General features: G+C 68.2%; 14 protein-coding genes and 1 pseudogene. 8 read left to right on the top strand and 7 right to left on the bottom strand.

Going from position 1 to position 15,861, the window contains the following annotated elements; all coding sequences use genetic code 11:
* Positions 1–314: IS110 family transposase (locus tag HGG74_RS16695; protein ID WP_168488191.1), on the bottom strand; the 314-nt coding region annotated here is incomplete at its 3' end.
* Between the two features lie 269 nt (positions 315–583).
* A complete protein-coding gene (locus HGG74_RS16700) occupies positions 584–1,483 on the bottom strand; it encodes an IS982 family transposase (RefSeq protein ID WP_168488193.1) in 900 nt (299 codons plus the stop codon).
* 564 nt (positions 1,484–2,047) lie between these two features.
* Here HGG74_RS16700 and HGG74_RS16705 point away from each other — a divergent pair.
* From HGG74_RS16705 to HGG74_RS16725, 5 genes and pseudogenes are all read left to right on the top strand, one after another.
* Positions 2,048–2,323 (top strand): annotated as a pseudogene (locus HGG74_RS16705) (hypothetical protein); the annotation flags it as partial.
* A gap of 917 nt (positions 2,324–3,240) precedes the next feature.
* Positions 3,241–3,756, top strand: coding sequence for a single-stranded DNA-binding protein (locus tag HGG74_RS16710; protein ID WP_168488197.1), 516 nt, complete (start codon positions 3,241–3,243; stop codon positions 3,754–3,756).
* A 107-nt stretch (positions 3,757–3,863) separates the two neighbouring features.
* Positions 3,864–5,546 (top strand): energy-dependent translational throttle protein EttA, encoded by a 1,683-nt coding sequence (gene ettA, locus HGG74_RS16715; protein ID WP_168488199.1) that lies wholly within the window; start codon positions 3,864–3,866, stop codon positions 5,544–5,546.
* Positions 5,547–5,680: 134 nt separating this feature from the next.
* On the top strand, positions 5,681–6,043 hold the full coding sequence (locus tag HGG74_RS16720) for a PadR family transcriptional regulator (RefSeq protein WP_168488201.1): 363 nt from the start codon (positions 5,681–5,683) through the stop codon (positions 6,041–6,043).
* Positions 6,043–7,389 carry a permease prefix domain 1-containing protein gene (locus tag HGG74_RS16725; RefSeq protein WP_168488310.1) on the top strand — a complete coding sequence of 449 codons (1,347 nt, stop codon included), beginning with the start codon at positions 6,043–6,045 and terminating at the stop codon, positions 7,387–7,389. Before HGG74_RS16720 ends, HGG74_RS16725 begins: the two co-directional genes overlap by 1 nt.
* Before the next feature lie 40 nt (positions 7,390–7,429).
* Here the strand turns inward: HGG74_RS16725 and HGG74_RS16730 are convergent, their stop codons facing one another.
* On the bottom strand, positions 7,430–8,338 hold the full coding sequence (locus tag HGG74_RS16730) for an acyl-CoA thioesterase (RefSeq protein ID WP_168488203.1): 909 nt from the start codon (positions 8,336–8,338) through the stop codon (positions 7,430–7,432).
* 93 nt (positions 8,339–8,431) lie between these two features.
* Here HGG74_RS16730 and HGG74_RS16735 point away from each other — a divergent pair, with 93 nt between their 5' ends.
* A complete protein-coding gene (locus HGG74_RS16735; RefSeq protein ID WP_168488205.1) occupies positions 8,432–8,929 on the top strand; it encodes an acyl-CoA thioesterase in 498 nt (165 codons plus the stop codon).
* Positions 8,930–8,933: 4 nt separating this feature from the next.
* The gene (locus HGG74_RS16740) at positions 8,934–9,602 is read left to right on the top strand and encodes a DUF8185 domain-containing protein (protein WP_168488207.1); all 669 of its coding nucleotides are present in this window, start codon (positions 8,934–8,936) and stop codon (positions 9,600–9,602) included.
* Between the two features lie 23 nt (positions 9,603–9,625).
* Here HGG74_RS16740 and HGG74_RS16745 read toward each other — a convergent pair whose 3' ends face one another.
* The 4 genes from HGG74_RS16745 to HGG74_RS16760 form a co-directional block, all read right to left on the bottom strand.
* A complete protein-coding gene (locus HGG74_RS16745; RefSeq protein WP_168488208.1) occupies positions 9,626–10,108 on the bottom strand; it encodes a globin in 483 nt (160 codons plus the stop codon).
* Positions 10,109–10,111: 3 nt separating this feature from the next.
* Entirely contained in the window at positions 10,112–10,747 is a 636-nt protein-coding gene (locus tag HGG74_RS16750; protein WP_168488210.1) for a mechanosensitive ion channel family protein, read from the bottom strand.
* Between the two features lie 264 nt (positions 10,748–11,011).
* Positions 11,012–11,485: an OsmC family protein gene (locus HGG74_RS16755; protein WP_168488212.1), complete on the bottom strand. Its 474-nt coding sequence runs from the start codon at positions 11,483–11,485 to the stop codon at positions 11,012–11,014.
* A 7-nt stretch (positions 11,486–11,492) separates the two neighbouring features.
* Entirely contained in the window at positions 11,493–13,553 is a 2,061-nt protein-coding gene (locus HGG74_RS16760; RefSeq protein ID WP_168488214.1) for a DUF6541 family protein, read from the bottom strand.
* A 300-nt stretch (positions 13,554–13,853) separates the two neighbouring features.
* On the opposite strand from HGG74_RS16760, the gene HGG74_RS16765 reads away from it, so the two are divergent.
* On the top strand, positions 13,854–15,836 hold the full coding sequence (locus HGG74_RS16765) for a glycosyltransferase (RefSeq protein ID WP_168488216.1): 1,983 nt from the start codon (positions 13,854–13,856) through the stop codon (positions 15,834–15,836).
* Positions 15,837–15,861 lie beyond the last annotated feature (25 nt).

Below are 15,861 nucleotides of genomic sequence, written 5' to 3' on the forward strand. Positions count from 1 at the left end.
CCGGGCAGGTGCCTCACGTCCCGGGCGTTGACCAGCCACGGCTGGAGCCCGTGGGCCTCGAGCAGGTAGAACACCGGCTTCCAGTAGTCGCTGGTCGCCTCCATCACCACCCGCTCGATGCGAAGGTCGACCAGGTGATTGGCCAGTTCGGCCAGCGAGCCGGTCATCGTCGAATGCGTGCTCACTTCCTGCAGCCGTCTTCGGATGTTCCCCGGTCCGGGAATCCGGACGCAGCACACCAGTTCGGCCTTGCCGATGTCGATGGCGGCGACCCGGGCAATGAGCTGTTCCTCATCCTGGGATTCGGCCAACATGGTCCCGTTAATCTCCTCACTGCCTGCATCAGGGGTTACGGCGTGGCCGCCCGAGGGGGGCCGGATGGGAAAACGGAATCTAATCCGCGTGCTCGGCACCGGGTGCCGCAACAGTTAAGGGCCCGCAGACGGCTCCCGGCGCCCGGCTAGATGACGGCCTCAGGAAGACCATAGGTGGACGGCGTCGGCAGGCGGCCACAGGCACATTTTCACCCCGGAACGGGCGTCCGACAAGGACAAATAGGCTAGATGAGTAAGTCCGTTTGGGTTTAGTGGTCGTAAGCGGTCAGGGACCGTTTGTCCGGTGCACCGATGATCCAGTTGTGCCAGATCCCGGCGGCGAGGGCGAAAAGTCTCGCGGCGACACGGGCATAGACCCCGGCCGCGGTCCGTCCGCTGTGGGCTTCGAGGCCGAGCTGGCCCTTGAGCGTGTCGAAGACCGACTCGATCCACTGGCGCGGCCGGCCCAGCGTACCAAAACGCTGCGGTTCGTCCCGGCGGTCGGGCCGGACCAGCACGGCCCCGAGCCCGGCGATGAAGGCCTCGAAGTCCTTCCCGGCGAAGCCCTTGTCGCCCAGGATGATCTGGCCGGGGCGGACCAGATGCCGGTCGCGCTCAAGGAGCGCCCGCGTGACCTCGCGTTCGCCGATCCCCGCGTGGGCCAGACCCCAGTTCACGGGCATGCCCTCCGGGGTGGCCAGCAGGTAGAGCCGGAAGCCCCGGAACCAGCGGGAGTGGGAGCGGCACCAGCCGTAGCCGGCCTGCCCGGCCAGGGCCGAGCGTTTGACGGTTTCCCTCGAGGTTCCGCAGGGCACCGGAGTGGAATCGACAAGGCGCAGGTCCGCCTCCCAGGAGGGCACCTCCCGGGCCAGGACCGCGATGGCCGCGGCGATCAGCCCGGCCTGCCGGCGCAGGCGCCTGCCGAAACCCGACTGCCCCGGAAGGTGCGGGAACATCCCAGCCAGGTGCTCCCGGACGTAGCGGATCCAGCGGCGCTCCGAGGAGATGCCCAGCAGGTGGTGGGCCGCGGCCAGGCACAGCAGCTCCGCATCGGACAGGGCCGGTTTCCGGCCGGGCAGGTGGCGCCGCGACCAGCCCAAACCGGGCAGGACGCGGTCATCAAGATGGACGTAGAGTGTGGTCAGGAGGGTGTTAAGGTCGGTTTTCACACACAGGGTTTAACACCCTCCGCCTCCAGGCAACAGCCTTCGACGAGCGCCTATTCGGGCTCACTCATCTAGCGGCGGGTCGCCAGCTATTGATCGTTGCCTTCACTCACGCCAAGCTGGATAGGAGGGCATGTTAGCCCTCTGGGGGATTGGGGGAAATCATGAGCACAAAGTGGGGTTTCGCCGCGATGGTGGCTGTCCTTTCCGTACTGGGAGTGATCTTCGCTTCGTGGTACTGGCTGTCGACTTTCGGCTGATCCCCGCAGCTGAGGGCGGTGCCTGCTTACGGCTCTCAGCTGCTGGGATAGCTCGCAAGGGGAAATCAGCGGAGGGCTATGTACAACAAAGGTTCCTTTGTTGTGCGCTCATGCCATGACCACGACACAGACCGCCGTCCGTACCCGCCCCCTGGCCCTTCCTTGCGTCCGTGTATCCACGATCGAACAAGCAGACAACGGCGCAGAAAGCCCAATTCACAGGGGAGGCGGCGCGGCGCGGCCGGGATGTCCAGATCATGGAAGATGCCGGCCAGTCAGCTAAGAGTCTGAACCGCCCGCGCTCCGGGAAGCACTGGAGATGCTGGACAAGGGCAAGGCCGATCACCTTATGTCGACCCGGCTGGACCGTGTATTCCGCGCAGTCTCCGACTTCGCCGGCCGGCGCCGGGCCGTCGATCGCGAAACCGTGGCATTCATCCGGCAGGCCAAAGACAATGGGGATTCCCTGCGCAAGATTGCAGATGCACTCACCGCGGCGGACCTTCCCACGCCGCAGGGCGGCAAACGGTGGTACGCCTCCAGTGTGAAGCCTGCTCTAGACATCTACGGCGCGGAAAGCTGACGGCCGGACGCGGCTGCGGGCGGGCCACCCTGCCGGTGCCACCTGAACAAGTCAGCAGTTCTTGGCTATCGTCGGCACATGGACCTCAACATGACTTGGTCTGAACAGAACTTAAAGCTCACGGTGACTTATCGGGAGGGCAACACCGGAGGGGAACGCGGGGTCAGCGGGGAGATTACCGCGCCATGGAGGAGTGGCTGGAAATTGTCGTCGGGGTGTTGAGCATGATGCCGGAAAGCTCAATGCGGAACGGAACGGATTCGTACTTGGCCCATATGGCAGCAGCGACCCGGACATGATCGGGGCACTGATCGCCGCCATGCTAAAGGGGCGGTCTGCTCAGTGAGACATTGATCCTTGTAGCTAGAGCCGGCCAGCATCCGCCGCAACAGGCGAAGGCCACCCTGCGCGGTGGCCCTTGCTGTGCAACCACATACCGCCATCTGGGTTTGTGCATAGCCTGAGGTAAGGCTCCTAGAATGAAAAAGCCCCCGCCAATAGGTCGGGGCTTCTTCATTCGTGTCGGGAAGCTGCGACTAGCCCTTGATCTCGATGTAAGGCCCATTCTTTCCGGCGCCTGTGCCCAAGACCTCAACGTGCTGAGGGCCCACGCTGAGCAGAATGTCCGTGCGGATGGGGCTCGATCCAGGCGTAGGGGCGTGGTGGACTACCCGCACGAGGTTGCCCACAAGCTGAGACTGCACGGGGCCGGCCAGGGCAGGATCAACGCGTTCGCCTTTCCTGTACGAAACGGTCAGGTTCGACTCCTTCTACACATCCGCCTTGCCCTGAGCCTGTTCCACATCGGCCTGCTGGGCGGTGCCGGGCTTCTGCCGAAGCCAGCACACTGAAGGAGCCGGCATACGCAGGCAACCCGGAACACCAACCGGACATCCGACAGGGACAGAAGGTGCGGCATGACTGACATCATTACGGTCCGCGGCGTTGTGGCGAGCGACGTCGACGGGGGACTGACGAACGGAGGCCTTCCGGCAGCGAACTTCCGCCTGGCATCCACCGAGCGGCGGCGTGATCCGGAGACCCAGCAGTGGGTCGACCGCTCCACGAACTGGTACACGGTCAAGGCTTTCTGGCAGCTGGCCCAGAACATCGGCTCCAGCCTGCACAAGGGGGACCGGGTGGTCATCACCGGCAAGCTGCAGCTCCGCCAGTGGACCGGACAGGACGGCAGGCATGGAACGGCGCCCGAAATCATTGCCGAATCCATCGGGCACGATCTGAAGTGGGGAACGGCTAGGTTCGTGCGGAGCACCAAGTCCGGTCCGGCGGACAATCCGGTTCAGGAAGCGGATTCCTTCGGGGCGGGGGACGTGGACCTGGAAACCGGGGAAGTGCTGGACGACGTTGATCCGGCCGAAGACGAACCCGCCGCCGAGGGTGATGCGCAGGACGGCTTCAAGATGGCCGGTTGAGCCCTTGGGCGGGGACGGCAACCGGGACGGACGGGGCGGACGCCGCTGCCGCGGCCGGCGGCGTCCGAAATATGAGTTCTGGTCCCGCAGCCACTAGCCTTGAAGGCATGGCGGAATTTATTTACACAATGACCAAGGCCCGCAAGGCCGTGGGGGACAAGGTCATCCTGGATGACGTGAGCATGTCCTTCTTCCCCGGCGCCAAGATCGGCGTCGTGGGCCCCAATGGTGCGGGAAAGTCCACCATTCTCAAGATCATGGCCGGCCTGGACACCCCGTCCAACGGCGAGGCCCGGCTCAGCCCTGGCTACTCGGTCGGTATCCTGCTGCAGGAACCGCCGCTGAACGAGGACAAGACCGTCCTGGGCAACGTCCAGGAAGGCGTTGGCGAGATCTACGGCAAGATCCAGCGCTTCAACGAAATCTCCGAGGAGATGGCCAACCCGGACGCCGACTACGACGCCCTGCTCGAGGAAATGGGCAAGCTCCAGGAAGCCATCGATGCCGCGGACGCCTGGGACCTTGACTCGCAACTCGAGCAGGCCATGGACGCGCTGCGCTGCCCGCCGGGCGACGCGGACGTCACGGTCCTCTCCGGTGGCGAGCGCCGCCGTGTGGCCCTTTGCAAGCTGCTGCTGCAGAAGCCGGACCTGCTGCTGCTGGACGAGCCGACCAACCACCTGGACGCCGAAAGCGTGCTCTGGCTCGAGCAGCACCTGAAGAACTACCCGGGCGCCGTCCTGGCCGTGACCCACGACCGCTACTTCCTCGACCACGTGGCCGAGTGGATCGCCGAAGTGGACCGCGGGCACCTGTACCCGTACGAGGGCAACTACTCCACCTACCTGGAGAAGAAGCGCGCCCGCCTGGAGATCCAGGGCAAGAAGGATGCGAAGCTGGCCAAGCGCCTGTCCGAGGAACTCGAATGGGTCCGCTCCAATGCCAAGGGCCGGCAGACCAAGTCCAAGGCCCGCCTGGCCCGCTACGAGGAAATGGCGGCCGAGGCCGAGCGCACCCGCAAGCTGGACTTCGAGGAGATCCAGATCCCGCCGGGACCGCGGCTGGGCCAGCTGGTCATCGAAGCCACGGACCTGAAGAAGGGCTTCGGCGACCGGCAGCTCATCGACGGGCTGTCCTTCTCCCTGCCGCGCAACGGCATTGTCGGCGTCATCGGCCCCAACGGCGTCGGCAAGACCACGCTGTTCAAGACCATCGTCGGCATGGAGCCGCTGGACGGCGGCGACCTGAAGGTCGGCGATTCCGTCAAGATTTCCTACGTGGACCAGTCCCGGGCCGGCATCGACCCGAACAAAAGCCTGTGGGAAGTTGTCTCGGACGGACTGGACCACATCCAGGTCGGCCAGGTGGAAATGCCCTCCCGCGCCTACGTGTCCGCCTTCGGCTTCAAGGGCCCGGACCAGCAGAAGAAGGCCGGGGTGCTCTCGGGCGGTGAGCGCAACCGCCTGAACCTCGCGCTGACCCTGAAGCAGGGCGGCAACCTGCTGCTGCTGGACGAGCCCACCAACGACCTCGACGTCGAAACGCTCTCCAGCCTGGAGAACGCGCTGCTGGAGTTCCCGGGCTGCGCCGTGGTGATCTCCCACGACCGCTGGTTCCTGGACCGCGTGGCCACCCACATCCTCGCCTACGAAGGCACCGAGGAAGAGGAGGCGAACTGGTACTGGTTCGAGGGCAACTTCGAGTCCTACGAGCAGAACAAGATCGAGCGGCTGGGCCCGGAGGCCGCCAAGCCGCACCGCGTCACCCACCGCCGCCTGACGCGCGACTAACCCGCCCCGCGGACGCAGCACAAAGGCCGGATCCTGTCCGCAGGGTCCGGCCTTTGTGCTGTTCCCGGGACCATTTACCATACCTAGAGCTGCTAGGGGTAAGATACCTTGTAGATCTAGGTATAGGAGGCGCAGTGCGCATCGATAAGGACCTGGTCGCTGCCGCAGCCACTCCGCTCGTGCTGGGGATACTCTCGGACGGCGACCTGTACGGTTACGCGATCCTGAAACGTGTGGGCGAGCTTTCGGGCGGATCCATGCAGTGGACGGACGGGATGCTCTACCCGCTGCTGCACCGGCTCGAGCGGCTCGGCTACGTATCCTCGTCGTGGGGAACTTCCGAGGCCGGGCGCCGGCGCAAGCACTATGCGATCACGCCGGCGGGCCGGGCTGCGCTCGCCGACCGGCAGGAGCAGTGGGCCGTCGTTGCCGACGCACTGCGGCAGGTGTGGCAGACCGCGCAGCGGCCCCCCGCCGTGGCTGAGGGGTGGGCGTGATGGAGCTGCACGCGGAGCTGGAGGCCCATATCGACCGGTGGCGGGGGTACGTCCAGCGGCGCCAGGCGATCTCTCCCGCCGACGTCGAGGAACTGGAGGACCACCTGCGTGAGCAGGTGGCCGACCTGCAGGCGACCGGGCTCGACGACGAGGAGGCGTTCCTCGTCGCGATCAAGCGCCTGGGCAACCTCGACGCCGTCTCGCGCGAGTTTGCCCGCGAGCATTCGGACCGGCTGTGGAAACAGCTCGTGCTCGTTCCGGAGGACTCCAGCGACGCCGCTGCGCCGCGGCGCGAGCTGGCGGTCGTCCTCGCACTCGCGGTCGGGGCGGGGCTGGCGGTCAAGGCCGGCCTGACCTGGATCGGCGACGGCGAAGTGCTCGCGCGCAACCTCGGACTGCTCGTCTTCCCGTTCCTCGCCGCGTACTTCGCCTGGAAGCGCCGGCTGACCGGACAGGTGGCAACGGCGCTGCTCGTCCCGTTCGCTGCGCTGGCGGTTCTGCTCAACGTCTACCCGTTCGCCGCCGGGGGTTCCACCGAGGTGCTCGCCGCACTGCACGCCCCGGTCGTGCTGTGGCTGCTGGCCGGGGTGGCGTACGTCGGGGGGAGGTGGCGGTCCGACGGCCGGCGGATGGACTTCGTCCGGTTCACCGGCGAGCTCGCGATCTACTACACGCTCCTGGCCCTGGGCGGCGCCGTCCTGGTCGGGCTCACGTTCGCGGTCCTGCAGGTCGTCGGCGCCGACCTCGAACCGGTCCTGGAGGACTGGATCCTGCCGTTCGCCGTGCCCGGGGCGCTCGTCGTCGCCGCCTGGCTGGTCGAGGCCAAGCAGAACGTCGTCGAGAACATCGCCCCCGTCCTGACGCGTGTCTTCCTGCCCCTGACGATTGTCATGCTGCTGGCCCACCTGGCCGTGCTCACGGCCGCCGGCGGCCTGGTCGACGTCGACCGCGATCTGCTCATCCTCATGGACGCGATCCTCGTGCTCGTCCTGGCCCTGCTGCTCTACGCAATTTCCGCCCGCGACTCGCTCGCACCGCCCGGCCTGTTCGATGTCCTGCAGCTGGTCCTCGTCGTCGCGGCCCTCGCGGTCGATGCGGTCATGCTGACCGCGATGCTGACCCGCATCGCGGAGTTCGGCTTCAGCCCCAACAAGATCGCCGCGCTTGGCCTGAACCTGCTGCTGCTGGTGCACCTGGTCCGGGCAGCCTGGCTCACCGTCGGGTTCCTGCGCAGGCGGCGGCCGTTCAATGACCTCGAGCGCTGGCAGACGCGCTACCTGCCGGTCTACGGGGCCTGGGCCGCCATCGTGGTCGTGGTCTTCCCGGTGGTCTTCGACTTCGCCTGACCAACACGGTCCGGGCGGCAGACCGGCCGGGCCGTACTGGTCAGGACCGGCGGGCCAGGACCTCGTCCGGGATCCGGAGCATGCCTTCCTGTGCCACTGTGGCCACCAGTTCGCGCTGCCGGTTGAAGATCTTGCCCATGCCCAGGCCGCGCGCCCCGGAGGCGCTGGGGGAGTGCTGCACGTACAGCAGCCAGTCGTCCACCCGGACCGGCCGGTGCCACCACATGGCATGGTCCAGGCTCGCCACGCGCATGCCCGGGGTCACCCAGCTGATCCCGTGCTGGCGCAGGATGGATTCGAGGACGGTGTAGTCGCTGCCGTAGGCCAGCGCCGCCCGGTGCAGATTGGCCTCGTCGGGCATCGGCCCCTTGGTCTTCATCCAGACGGCGTTGACCGCCGCGCGTTCGCCCTTGGCCGCAACGTAGAGCGGGGGCTGGACGTGGCGGATGTCGTAGGGCCGCTCCAGCACCGCGGAGCGGGCCGGATGGTCCACCTTGCCCAGCAGTTCGGCAGTGGTGGGCAAGGTCTCCGGATCCGGGATGCCCTCGGGGAACTCCTCCTGGTGCTCCAGCCCGGCGGCGGGGACTTCGAAGGACGCGATCATGGACAGGATCGGCACGCCGTTCTGGTAGGCCTGGGTCCGCCGGGCCGAAAAGGAGCGGCCGTCGCGCAGCCGCTGGACGCCGAAGGTGATCGGCTGGTTCGCATCGCCGGGACGGAGGAAGTACGCGTGCATCGAATGGATGGGACGGGCCGGATCCACGGTGCGGATGGCGGCCATCACCGACTGGGCGAGCACCTGTCCGCCGAACACCCGCCCGTGCGGCTGCTTCTCGGACTGGCCGACGAAGATATCCTCGTCGGTCGTGGCCGCGCCTCCGGCGTCGGACAGATCCAGCAGGGCGAGCATTCGTGCGGTCGTATCCACGTGGCCGGGTGCGATGTCCATGCGTCTCCTCGGTGAAGTTACCTGCCGGTACAGGCTATCGGATACACGGCCCCCGGGTTCGCCCGGCCGGGCGTGGTCTGAGAAGATGGCCGCATGCCAGTTCCCCCTTCCGCCGCCTGCTTCCCGCTGCAGGTCCGCTTCGGCGACCTTGACGCCTACGGGCACGTGAACAACGCGACCTACTTCAGCTACTTCGAGGAGGCCCGGGTGCGGCTGCACAACCTGCCCGCGGATGCGGCGGATCCGGCCGGCCCGGTCATCCGCGACGTGCAGGGTCCCGGAAAGTTCACGCTGGTGGCCGGCCAGGAGATCGAATACCGCGCCCCGTTGTCGCTGCGCCCGGAGCCGGTGTCGGTGAATATCTGGGTGACCCATGTGGGCGGCTCCAGTTTCCGGACCGGCTATGTCCTGGCCGAGCCGGACGATTCGGCCACCTACGCCGTCGGGTCCGCCACCATGGTCCTGGTGGAGCGCGCCAGCGGCCGCCCGGTGCAGCTGCCCGAGGCCTACCGGGCCGCGCTGCTGCGCTTTGCCGGTCCGGACGTCCCGTTCCGGCGGCCGGTCCCGGCGCAGGACCGGCAGGAGGCGTAGGCGGATGTTGACCCCGGACTCCCTGGAACTGGCCGATCCGCAGGTGGTGGCGGACCTGCGGACCTTCGTCGTCCGCGCCCGGGCCGCCGACGACGGCGCCGTGCACCTGAGTGCCTCCGGCACCGTCCTGGCGGCCTACGTGTGCCTGATGCGGCCGCGGTTCCTGGGCGAGGCGGTGCCCACCGTCCTGGGCCTGCGCACCATGCGCCTGGCCAAGCCGGCCGAGGCAGAGCTGACCGTCTCGCTGGCCTCCGTGGCGGACCGGCTGGCGCGGATGGCCGGCCACGCCGTCGTACTGTCGCTGCCGCCCACCCGGGTCACCGAATCCTGGACCGGCGTGCTGCCGCCGCGCAGCGGCTGGTCGCCGGCCGGGCGCCTGCCCTCGGCGCTGCTGGAGGAAGCGGCGCGCGACGGCGCGCGGCGGGTTGCCGAGGCCGTGCCGGAAAGCGCCGGCCGGCCGGTGGTCGACGGGTTGCGCAGCGCCGTCTGGGGCGCGCAGCTGACCGCTGCGGACCGGCCGGTGGAGCCGCCCGTGCCGGCCGGCGCCGCCTTCGCGGCGATGGCCCTGGGCTTCCTGGACGGGCACGACGTGGACGTCTTCACCAATGGGCGCTGGACCCGGCTGAGCACCGGCCGCGGGCACGTGCTGGTGCGCAGCGGCGCCTCGCTTTAGCGGATTGGGGCGCGGGGCCCACGCTACATGGAGTTGACCATGGAGTGGGCGGCGCGCTCAAAGTAGTCCCAGAGCGTGTCTTCGTACAGCGGCGGCAGCTGCAGCGACTTGACCGCCCGGTGCATGTGGGCCAGCCAACGGTCCCGGGCGTCGAAATCCACCTTGAACGGCATGTGGCGCATCCGCAGCCGCGGATGGCCGCGCTGCTCGCTGTACGTTCCGGGGCCGCCCCAGTACTGCTCCAGGAACATGCACATCCGTTCCTTCGCCGGTCCCAGGTCCTCCTCCGGGTACATGGCGCGCAGTACTTCATCCCCGGCCACACCTTCATAGAAGGCATCCACCAGCTTGACGAAGGTCTCGTGCCCGCCCACGGCGTCGTAGAAGCTCTCCGTGATGGCCGGGTCGGTGAACGGGCCGGTGTTCGTCGGGCGCACGGTGGCCAGCGGCTGGCCGAAACGCGGGGGGACCGGGGTGCCGGAGGCGTCCTGGGGATTTGAAGTCATGGTTTATTCTGCTGATTCTTCTGCGAGGGCGGGTCTGCCTTCCTCAACGTTTTCCTTGGGCTGGTAATTCCCCTGCGACCGGTTGCCCACGCGCAGGATCTCGCCGTTGCGCAGGTACCAGACCACGCCCTCCTCGTCCACCACGCGGGTGACGCGCAGGCCCACGGCCTCCACGCGTCCGACCACCTCGGAGGTGACGATGGTGTCGCCGATGCCGTACTGGTCCTCGATGGTGATGAAGATGCCCGCGAGGAAGTCCCGGACCAGCTGCTGGGCGCCGAAACCGATGGCCACACCGGCGATACCGACGCTGGTCAGCAGCGGGGCGATGGGCAGCTCGAAGGTGTCCATGACCATGATGATGACCATGCCGGAGACGAAGATGCTCACCACCGACTTCAGGATGGAGCCGACCGTATCCGCCCGCTGGATCCGGCGGCTTTGCGACTGGTTGCGCAGGACAATCGGCTGGGCCCAGCGGAAGTGGGGCTTCTTGAAGATCGATGTGCCGCGCTTGATGCGTTCGGTGATCCGGTTGATGACGAAGTGCGCAATGGTCCAGATCAGGAAGCCCACCAGGACGATGACGCCGGCCTGGAAGATGTCGCCGCCCGGGGAGACCCTGTCGATCAGCGTCATCGTCTGTTGAGTCACTTCCTGGGTGATCTGCCCGGTGACTTCCTGTGCTTGTTCCGTTACTGATTGCGTCTGTTGCGTCACGACCGGCGATGCTTTCTGTTGGTTCGGAGGACCTATCAAGGGTAGCCGCCGGGAGCCGGCGGGCTGCGCAGTCCGCTGTGCCGGCAGACCAGGAGGCGTTACCCAACCGTTACCTTAGGGGCGGCTGCCTGCGGGACCGGTGCGGGTCGTGTGACATTCGTCACCCGGCGACCGCCGGGCGTGTCAAGCGGTCAGGATTTCCGGTTCGTGCAGCACCGGGAAATTCACGCTGCGGGCAATGAAGCAGACCTTGTTGGCGTTGTGGTGGAGCCTGCGGGCCAGCTCTGCCTGCGCCGGATCGGCGATGGTCACCTTCGGGTGCAGCGTGGCGGAGGTGAATTCCCCGCTGCCGTCCCGGTTCAGGTGCAGGGTGCCCTCGGCGTCGTCGCTGTAGGCGGTGACCACGAGGCCGTGGTTCACCGCGACGTGCAGATAGGAGAGCATATGGCACTGGGCCAGGGCGGTCAGCAGCAGCTGTTCGGGGTTCCAGCGGTCGGTGTCCCCGTGGAAGGTTGGATCGGCGCTGCCGGCCAGCTCGGGCAGACCGGCGGCCCGGACCACATGGTCGCGGCCGTAGCTGCGGTAGCCGGAGGTGCCGTCCCCGCGGTTGCCGGTCCAGGTGACGTTCACGGTGTAGCGGTGCTCGAAGATGCCCATGGCCACATTAAATCCCAGGCTGTGGCTGGTCCGTCCACGGCTGTGCACCGGGCATGCAGGCGGTGATCTTGTAGATGGCGGCAGTGCCCTGCCTGGCCACGAGCTCGAACCCGAGGGAGTAGTCCACGCCGCGGAAGCCCGGCCACTGCAGGTGCCGGTCGGTCCGGCGTGCCCGGATCGGTCCGTCGTCGTACACATGGGTGGCACCCAGCCGGCCCAGCGCCCGGCAGACCTCGGGATCGGTCAGGATGTTGCGGAAGTTCCGGCGCAGGTAGGCCTCGTCCTCGTTGCCGGGCCGGTTGATCATCTGCGGGAACACCACGCGGTGCCCGGTCAGTGCGTAGATGTAGGGCAGGCCGTTGAACGGATCGCCGACCACCACTGCGTCCGGGGGCAGCACCGGGCCGAGGGAACGGATGAACTCCTGTTCGTCCCCCAGCAGGGCACGGCCCCGTGGTGCATCGATGGTCAGGTAGGGGGCGGCCGCTGCTTGCAGCCGCAGACTGTCGCGGAACCCGCCGGAGGCGGTGAAGAGGGCGCCGGCGGCGAGCAGGCCCAAAGCCGCGGCCAGCACCTGCCTGCGCCGCGGGTGGGCAGACCGCAGGACCGCCGCCGCCAGGCTGCAGATCCGTTCCACGGCCAGGGCGGCAAAGACACAGCCGAAGGTGAACATCAGGGGCGCGATCCGGGGCGGGTCCTTGTACCAGAACCCTGCCAGCCAGCGGTACGGGTTCTCCGGTCCGGCGGCGAGGATGAACAAGCCCGTGGCTGCGGCCATGCCCCCCACCGCGGGACGGGACCGCCTGAACGCCAGCGCCGCGGCGGCGCCGGCTACCATCAGCGCGGTGGTCGCGTAGCCGTGGATGCCCGGGTTGGGCGCTGACGGCGACGGGCGGCCGGGCAGGTCGAAGTACAGCCAGGCCAGCGCATCCGGCCAGTCGGCGTTATGCGCGCGCGGATAGTCCAGCAAGCGGATCAGCGCCGGCAGTTGGGACAGGCCCAGGCCGAGGCCCGCCAGGGCGGCCGCGGTCAGCGCGGACACCACCACGGCACGGACTTTGCCCTGCCGCCACTGGTAAAGGAAGCCCAGGATGAGGAAGCGTCCGAGGTAGAAGCCGCCGAGCAGCAGCAGCGCAAAGAGCGCCGAGGGATGGATCCAGATGGCCCCGGCAGCAGCAGCCAGCAGCGCGGCCGTCCGGGCCGCGGTCCCCGGCCCGGGTGGCGCCGGGGGCTGCTGCGGCCTGCGCCAGCGCAGCCGGCTGTCGTAGAGCAGGTTGATGCCCAGGGCGAGGACCGCCGGGATCACCGCCGTCGCAAAGCCGTTGGGCCACTGCCCGCTGCGGACGAGCTGGATGAAGGGAAACGCCAGCACTGCGGCGCCGAACAGCGGGGCCAGGACCCAGGTCACCGGCTGCCGCGGAAACAGCGCCGTGGCCAGGTAGGCCAGCGACGTCGGCCAGATCACTGCGCCGATCAGCAGGCAGGACAGGTTCGCCGCGGTCACGACGTCGCCGGGGACCAGCGAGACCAGTTCGTGCCAGCCGGCCGGGTAGTACGACGGCGGCGCCCCGCCGAAAATCGGCACGAGGCTCCAGGCGCTGGCCTGTCCGCTGTCCTGGATCCAGCGCACGGCGTTGGCATGGAAGGTGGGATCCCAGCCCTGGTTCACGCGGTCCAAAGAGACCACGCCCCGGAGCATGACCGATCCGATCAGTGCCGCCGCCGCAGCCAGCGCGGTTCCCGTCAGGATCTTCAGGGACAGGGGTGCACCCGCCTGCTTTTCAGGGTCCGCCGGGACAGGGGGTTTCCGACGGACGGTCAGCCAGCCGAACAGGAAACACAGCAGCACGGCAGCCAGGGCCAGCAGCCCCGCGCTCGCCGGCTCCCAGCGCCAGCCGGTGGCGAGGCAGACGATGCTGGCGGCGCCGGCGATGCCGGCAGACACCGCAGGGGCGAGCGCCAGGGCCGGAAAAACCTTCAACCGCAGGCCGTAGAGGGCCAGGAACCCCGGAAGATAGAAGGTCCCGAGCAGTACCAGTAGCTGTCCCGCCACTGCGGCAGCGTCCATAGGGCTCACCCCGAGACCAGTATTGGCCAAGCCCACGCCGTGCGCCAGTACGCCCCGCGGGCCATCCGCCGGGAAACCTGCGCACCTTCCCTCCCGGGTTTAACCCGGCGTCCCGGCATCGCCGCAGGTCAGGGCGTTGTTTGAAGCCTAAAGCGGGGAAGGAACGGTTGAAGCAGGGAAGCAAGCGCCGGCGGGCCGGGCCAGGCACTCGCGCTGCCACGCCCGTTCCCTCCCCGGGCCTGAAAAATCCGCTGTGACCTGCCCCTTCTGCGCCGGGTGCTGCTTGGCTAGAGTGGCGCCATGCAGCGTACAGCGCATTTCGCGGTCAACACACTGGCCCTCCGGCGAGGGGGCCTGGTCAAGGCCGTGCGCGCCCGGGCGAACTCCCTGGCCGCGGCCGGGACACTGGAGCAGGTCTGGATCGAGGTGCTCGGCTTCCAGGCCCGGCTTGACGCCGACGTTGCGGCGCTGCGCCGGGGCGGCCACCTCCACCCGAAGGTGAAGGTGCGCAGCGTGCTGTCCTCGCTGGACGGCAGCGCCCGAACCGAGACCAGGAAGCCGGTACGGGCGCCCGCCGATCCGGCCCTGACGGCGGTGAAGGCCGATGCGCCGGGCCGCACCATCCATTATTTCCGGGACGGGCTGCCCGAGATGGACATCAGGTTCGGGTGGAATGGCCTGGCGGCATCCATCGACCACTTTGACGCGGCCGGCCTCCGGATCCGCCGGGAGGAAATGAACGGCGAAGGCCGGCTCGTCCGGGTCCTCCACTACAGTCCGGGGGCCGCGACGCCCAGTATCCAGCGGCACATCGGCCGTGATGGCAAGTGCTTCCTGGCCGTACGGCAGAAGCCAGGGTCGAAGCTCTGGGGGGACAGCGTCCTCTTTGGCGCCAATCCGCGGTCCTTTGCCGACATGGGCGACCTCTACCAGTTCGCCCTCGAACGCCTCCTGGCCGACGAGGAAGCGCCGGCCATCTGCTCCGAGTTCCGGGACCACCTGGACAACTTCCCGGGCCGCAACGTGGACGAGGTGGTCGGCGCGCTTCGCCACCCGAACCTGCTCAAGGTCGCCGTGGCGCACAGCAACCACCTGGAAGAGCCCTATGTGGCCGGATCGGGGATCAGCCCCAACTGGAAACGGCTCGTGCGCCAGCTGGACGCTTATGATGCGCTCGTGGTCTGGACCGAGGCGCAGCGCCGGGACTTCGTCGCCGACTTCGGCCACGAAGACCTGCTGGAGGTCATCCCGCCGGCGGCCCCTCCGGCGCGCCCGTCCGCCGCCCGCCCGGACCCGAACAGGCTTGTCCTGGTGGCCCGCACGCATCCCAAGAAGCGCGTGGACGAGGCAATCCGGGTCCTGCGCACGGTGCTGGACGGCAACCCGGACGCTGTCCTGGAAATCTACGGGCTGGGTTCCAAGAGTGCCGAGGAAGCCAAGGTCCACGCCCTCATCGCCGAACTGGGCGTCGGAGCCAGCGTGCGGTTCATGCCCTTTGCCGAGGACTCGGGCACCATCTATCCCGGCGCCTGCGCCACCTTGTTCACATCCGCCTCCGAAGGGTTCGGGCTGATCCTGCTCGAAAGCATGTCCTGCGGCGTTCCGGTGGCTGCCTACGACTCCAACTACGGACCGCGGGAGGTGATTGTCGACGGCGAAAACGGCTTCCTGGCGCCGTTCGGGGACCACGACGCGCTCGCAGCCCGGATCCTGCAGCTCATGCGCGACCCGCAGCTGCGGGAACGGCTGGGCGCGGGCTGCCGTGCCGCCGTTTCCGGATTCAGCGAAGCCGCCTTCGTGGCCCGGTGGGCCGAAGTGCTCTCCAAGCCCCCGCGGGGAGGCCGGCAGTCCGTCCCGCGCCCGGCGGGCGGCCGCGCATACTGGGAAGGCAGCACCCTCATCCTGCCCGCGGAAGACCAGGTGCCCGACGGCGCGGAGCTGCTTGTCCGCAAGCGCCGGGAAGCGGAAGGCGTGCGGGTACCGATGAACGGACGGTTCTGGCACGTACCGTTTGTCCGGAGCGAGCCGCTGGACATTTTCGACTTCTTCATCGTCATCCCGGGCAGCCGGAAGGAGCAGCGCCTGTCCTTCGGCCAGCTCGAGGTAACCCAGCGGCCGCCGCTGCGGGTCTATGCCACCGAGAACGGCAACCTGTCGGTGAAGCACAGCGGGGCCGTTCCGCTCAAGCGCAGGCTCGGCGCCGTGCCGGCCGTCCGGAGCCTGCTGCGCACCCCGGCGGCCGGGGCCCTGCTGCGGATCGGCGGCCTGCGGCGCAGACGGTGACCGGCGCCGGCCGGGCGGCAAGCCC

This window comes from Arthrobacter mobilis, from assembly GCF_012395835.1.
Taxonomy (GTDB): Bacteria; Actinomycetota; Actinomycetes; order Actinomycetales; family Micrococcaceae; genus Crystallibacter; species Crystallibacter mobilis.

Coding starts and splice junctions, on each gene's coding strand:
- HGG74_RS16725 (WP_168488310.1), top strand. CDS start 6,043: ATGGAGCTGCACGCGGAGCTGGAGGCCCATATCGACCGGTGGCGGGGG.
- HGG74_RS16745 (WP_168488208.1), bottom strand. CDS start 10,108: ATGACTTCAAATCCCCAGGACGCCTCCGGCACCCCGGTCCCCCCGCGT.
- HGG74_RS16735 (WP_168488205.1), top strand. CDS start 8,432: ATGCCAGTTCCCCCTTCCGCCGCCTGCTTCCCGCTGCAGGTCCGCTTC.
- HGG74_RS16765 (WP_168488216.1), top strand. CDS start 13,854: ATGCAGCGTACAGCGCATTTCGCGGTCAACACACTGGCCCTCCGGCGA.
- HGG74_RS16710 (WP_168488197.1), top strand. CDS start 3,241: ATGACTGACATCATTACGGTCCGCGGCGTTGTGGCGAGCGACGTCGAC.
- HGG74_RS16740 (WP_168488207.1), top strand. CDS start 8,934: ATGTTGACCCCGGACTCCCTGGAACTGGCCGATCCGCAGGTGGTGGCG.
- ettA (WP_168488199.1), top strand. CDS start 3,864: ATGGCGGAATTTATTTACACAATGACCAAGGCCCGCAAGGCCGTGGGG.
- HGG74_RS16750 (WP_168488210.1), bottom strand. CDS start 10,747: ATGACGCTGATCGACAGGGTCTCCCCGGGCGGCGACATCTTCCAGGCC.
- HGG74_RS16730 (WP_168488203.1), bottom strand. CDS start 8,338: ATGGACATCGCACCCGGCCACGTGGATACGACCGCACGAATGCTCGCC.
- HGG74_RS16760 (WP_168488214.1), bottom strand. CDS start 13,553: ATGGACGCTGCCGCAGTGGCGGGACAGCTACTGGTACTGCTCGGGACC.
- HGG74_RS16755 (WP_168488212.1), bottom strand. CDS start 11,485: ATGGGCATCTTCGAGCACCGCTACACCGTGAACGTCACCTGGACCGGC.